Source organism: Rhizobacter sp. P3_C12, from assembly GCF_056402735.1.
Genome location: NZ_JBFUGW010000404.1, coordinates 1 through 4,199, shown reverse-complemented (window position 1 = coordinate 4,199; position 4,199 = coordinate 1). Strand labels below are relative to the sequence as shown.

General features: G+C 72.9%; 4 protein-coding genes. All 4 read right to left on the bottom strand.

The window, feature by feature from the left end; genetic code table 11:
• Positions 1 to 1,162 (bottom strand): ABC transporter permease (locus AC1DXV_RS32045; protein ID WP_477937525.1); only part of this gene is annotated, 1,162 nt, incomplete at its 3' end.
• 2 nt (positions 1,163 to 1,164) lie between these two features.
• Entirely contained in the window at positions 1,165 to 1,830 is a 666-nt protein-coding gene (locus tag AC1DXV_RS32040) for an ABC transporter ATP-binding protein (RefSeq protein WP_477937523.1), read from the bottom strand.
• Positions 1,827 to 2,765 (bottom strand): tRNA (adenosine(37)-N6)-dimethylallyltransferase MiaA, encoded by a 939-nt coding sequence (miaA, locus tag AC1DXV_RS32035; RefSeq protein ID WP_477871665.1) that lies wholly within the window; start codon positions 2,763 to 2,765, stop codon positions 1,827 to 1,829. The genes AC1DXV_RS32040 and miaA overlap by 4 nt, the downstream gene beginning before the upstream one ends.
• A 24-nt stretch (positions 2,766 to 2,789) precedes the next feature.
• Positions 2,790 to 4,004, bottom strand: coding sequence for a multidrug effflux MFS transporter (locus AC1DXV_RS32030; RefSeq protein WP_477871663.1), 1,215 nt, complete (start codon positions 4,002 to 4,004; stop codon positions 2,790 to 2,792).
• Positions 4,005 to 4,199: the final 195 nt, after the last annotated feature.

The window sequence follows — 4,199 nt, the reverse complement described above, 5'->3', positions numbered from 1 at the left end:
GCCCCTTCAATGCCTGCGCGGGCGCCAGTTGCTGCGCCGCGCGCGCCGGAATCCACCCGCCGACCAGCGCGGCCAGCACGCCGAGCCCGCCGTACGCGACGGCCGCCATCGCGCTGAACTGCAGATGCGGCGCGACACCCGGGAAGTACCCACCACCCAGGTCACCCGCCAGCAGCCGCAAGGCCAGCGCCGCGAGCGCGGTGCCGAGTGCGAGCCCCAGCACGCTGCCGACGGCCCCCAGCAGTGCCGATTCCGCCAGCACCAGCTGCAAGCGCTCACGCCCCCCCAGGCCCAGCACGCCAAGCAGCGCGAGCTGCGGCTGGCGCTTCGCGACCGACAGCGACAGGATCGAGAACACCAGGAACGCCCCGGTGAACAGCGCCACCAGCGCGAGCACCGTCAGGTTCACGCGGTAGGCGCGCGACACGTTCGACACCCGCTGCGCCGCTTCGTCCGGCGACGCCGCGCGCACGCCGTCGGGCAGCGCCAGCGCCTGCAGCACGGCGCCGCGGTCGGCGCCCGGTGCGAGTCGCACGTCGATGCGGCTGAGCCGCCCGAGCCAGCCGAACGTTGCCTGCGCGCCGGCAATGTCCATCACCGCGAGCGCCGGGCCGTTGGCCGCGATGCTGCCGCGCACCAGCAGCTCGACGCTGCCGGCGCTCGTCTGCAAGCGCACGCTGCGCGGATTCCCCAGTTGCTGCTGCGCCTGCGCGTTCAGGAAGATCGAATCGGCCGCCAGCACCGCGAAGCGGTCGGCATCCGTGTCGAGCCTTGCATCCGGCCGCGGCATCAGCGCCGGCGACAGCCGCGCCACCACCAGCGCATCGATGCCCACCACATGCAGCGGCACGCGCTGCCCTTGCGCGTCGAACGCATAGGTGTCGAGCTCGACGATCGGGCTTGCGATGGCTACCCGGGCCTGCGTCGCCACGCGCCCGTAGAGCGCTTCGTCGAAACCGCCGCGCTGGCCGCGCAGCTCGAAATCCGGCTCGCCGTTGACCGCCCGCACCGCCGAGCTGAACTCGCCGAGCGCCGACTGGTTGATCAGCTGCACCGAGAACGCGAGCGCGACGCCCAGCATCACCGCGAGCAGCGCGGCCAGATTGCGCCACGGGTGGTGCCGCAGCTCCGGCCAGGACAGGTGGCGCAGCAGCGACAGCACGGTCAGCCGCTCATGCCGGTGGGCGTCAGCGTCAGCACGCGGTCGGCCCGCGCCGCTGCGGCGCGCGAGTGCGTCACCAGCACGCAGGCGGCGCCCTGCTCGCGCACCTGCGACGACAGCAGGTCCATCACCCGCTCGGCGGTGGCCGGGTCGAGGTTGCCGGTCGGCTCGTCGGCCAGGATCAGCTGCGGCCGGTGCACCAGCGCGCGGGCGATCGCGACGCGCTGCAACTGCCCACCGGACAAGGTCTGCGGCAGCCGCGCGCCGAGCCCGTCGAGGCCGACGGCTTTCAGCAGGTCGGCCACGCGGGCGTCGTCGGGCCGGTGCTGCAGCAGCAGCGGCAACCCGACGTTGTGCGCCACCGTCAGGTGCGGCAGCACGTGGAAGGCCTGGAACACGAAGCCGAGGTGGGCGCGGCGGAACAGCGCCTGCTGCGTGTCGTCGAGCGCGGTGATCTCGGTGCCGGCGATGTGCACCGAGCCGGCGTCCACGGTGTCGAGGCCGGCCAGGCAGTTCAGGAAGCTCGATTTGCCGACGCCCGATTCACCGAGCACCGCGACGAACTCGCCGGCCGCCAGCGCCAGGTCGACGCCGGCGAAGACCGGCGTGTCGCCATAGCGCTTCGCGAGCCCGCGAACGTCGAGCAACGGGCTCACCGCCGCACTCATGCCACCAGTCGCAGCGCGCACTCGACCGCGCGCTCCGTTGCATCCGGCGCGTCGCAGGCGATCACCTGCCGCTGCGGCATGCCGCGCAACCAGGTGATCTGCCGCTTCGCGAGCTGCCGCGTCGCCGCGATGCCGCGCTCCGGCAGTTCGCTGAGATCGTCCTCGACCAGCGCCTCCCAGGCCTGCCGGTAGCCGACGCAGCGCATCGACGGCATGTCGGCGTCGAGGTCGCCGCGCGCCTCCAGCGTGCGCACCTCGTCGACCAGGCCGTCTTCGAGCATCTGGTGGAAGCGGGCCTCGATGCGCTGGTGCAGCCAGGCGCGGTCGGTGGGCTCCAGCGAGATCAGCGGCGGCAGTTCGCGTGCCGGCTTCTCGCTATGAAACGACGAGATCGGCTGGCCGCTGACGCGGTACACCTCCAGCGCGCGCTGGATGCGCTGCTGGTCGCCCGGCTGCAGCCGCTTGGCGGTGACCGGGTCGACACGCTGCAGCTCGCGGTACAGCGCATGCAGGCCCTCGCGCTCGCACTGCGCGTCGAGCGCGGCGCGCACCGCGCGGTCGGCGGCGGGCATCGCGTCCAGCCCCTCGAACAGCGCCTTGAAGTACAGCATCGTGCCGCCCACCAGCAGTGGCAGGTGGCCGCGCGCATGGATCTCGGCGATCAGCCGTTCGGCGTCGCCGACGAAGCGCGCGGCCGAGTACGCCTCGCTCGGCTCGATGATGTCGATCAGGTGGTGCGGCACCACCGCGCGCTCGGCGGCGCTCGGCTTCGCGGTGCCGATGTCCATGCCGCGGTAGACCAGCGCCGAGTCGACGCTGATGATCTCGACCGGCGTGCCGCGTGCGGCCAGGGCCTGCGCGATCGCGAGCGAGGCGGCGGTCTTGCCGGAGGCGGTGGGGCCGGCGAGGCAGAGGTAGTTCAGGGATGCGGTCATCGGGAAAGGTTCGTCTTGGATTCTTCAGGCGGCCTGCGTGGCCGTGGCGGCAGGCCGCGGCGGCTCGCCATGCCGCTGCACCAGCGTCCAGGCGACGGCCGCCACGCCGATGCTGCACAGGCCGATGCCGAGCGTCAGCGGGTAGACGGTGCCGTCCAGGTGCTTGCCGAGCCACAAGCCGACGGCGAGTGCGCTGAGCGTCATGCCGAAGCCCGACAGCGAGGCGGCGGTGCCGGCCTTCTCGGGGAACGGGCCGACCGCGCCGGCCTGCCCGCAGGGTTGGTGGATGCCGTGGCCGATCGCGTACAGCCACTGCGGCAGCACGATCGCCCACACCTCGTGCACGCCAGCCAGGCTGAGCGCGGCCATCGAGAGGCCGCCGCCGAGCGTGAAGCCTCCGCCCACCGCCACCGCGCGCCGCAGGCCGTGCGAGCCCAGCAGGCGCCGGCACAGCAGCGTGCCCAGCGTGTACGCGAGCGAGTTGCTGAGCATGATCACGCCGTAGCCCACGCGCGAGGTGCCCAGCACCTCGATGAACACGAACGACGAGCCGGCCAGCAGGAAGAACAGCCCGCCGTAGGTGAACGCCGACAGCGCGGCCCAGGCCTGGAAGGTCGGGTGGCGCACCACGCTGCCCCAGTTGCGCAGCAGCGGGCCGAGCCGCGTCGCGCCGGTATTGCGCGCCGGCACCGTCTCCTCGAAATGCCAGGCGATGAAGGCGAGCGTCAGCGCGCCGAACACCGCCGGCGCCATCAGCGCCGCATGCCAGCCCAGGTGCTGCGCGAGCAGGCCGCCGATCACCGGGCTGGCCATCGCGATCACGCCCAGGCCGGTCAGTGCGCGCGACATCACGCGTGCCCCCTCGTGCGGCGCGTACAGGTCGCGGATGATCGAGCGGCCGCAGGTCACCGCTGCCGCCATCGCCGCGCCCTGCAGCGCGCGCCACCACACCAGCCAGCCGATCGACGGCGCGAGCGCGCTCAGCACGCTGGCCACCGTGTACAGCGCGAGGCCCGCCAGCAGCACCGGCCGGCGGCCGAAGCGGTCGGCCAGCGGCCCGCACACCAGCTGCGCGACGCCGAAGCAGATGATCAGCGCCGACAGCGTCAGTTGCGCCGCCGACACCGGCGCCTCGAGCGCGCGGGTCAGCATCGGCAGTGCCGGCAGGTACAGGTCGGTCGTGACCGGCTGGATCCCGAGCAGCAGGATCAGCGAGAGCACCACGACGGCAGGGCTCATCGAATGGCGGGAGGAGGTCACGGGAAAGTGCACGGGGAGGGTGCGCAGGGAATGCAAAGGCAGAGCCTATCAGGCTCGCGTGCCGTGGATTCCCAACCCGCGGGCCGGCTTGCTACGATGGCCTGTCGCGCCCACCGGCGCCGCCGGAGATCCTGCATGCGCCGCGCCACCCCCGTCCTGTCCTCGGTCCTGTCC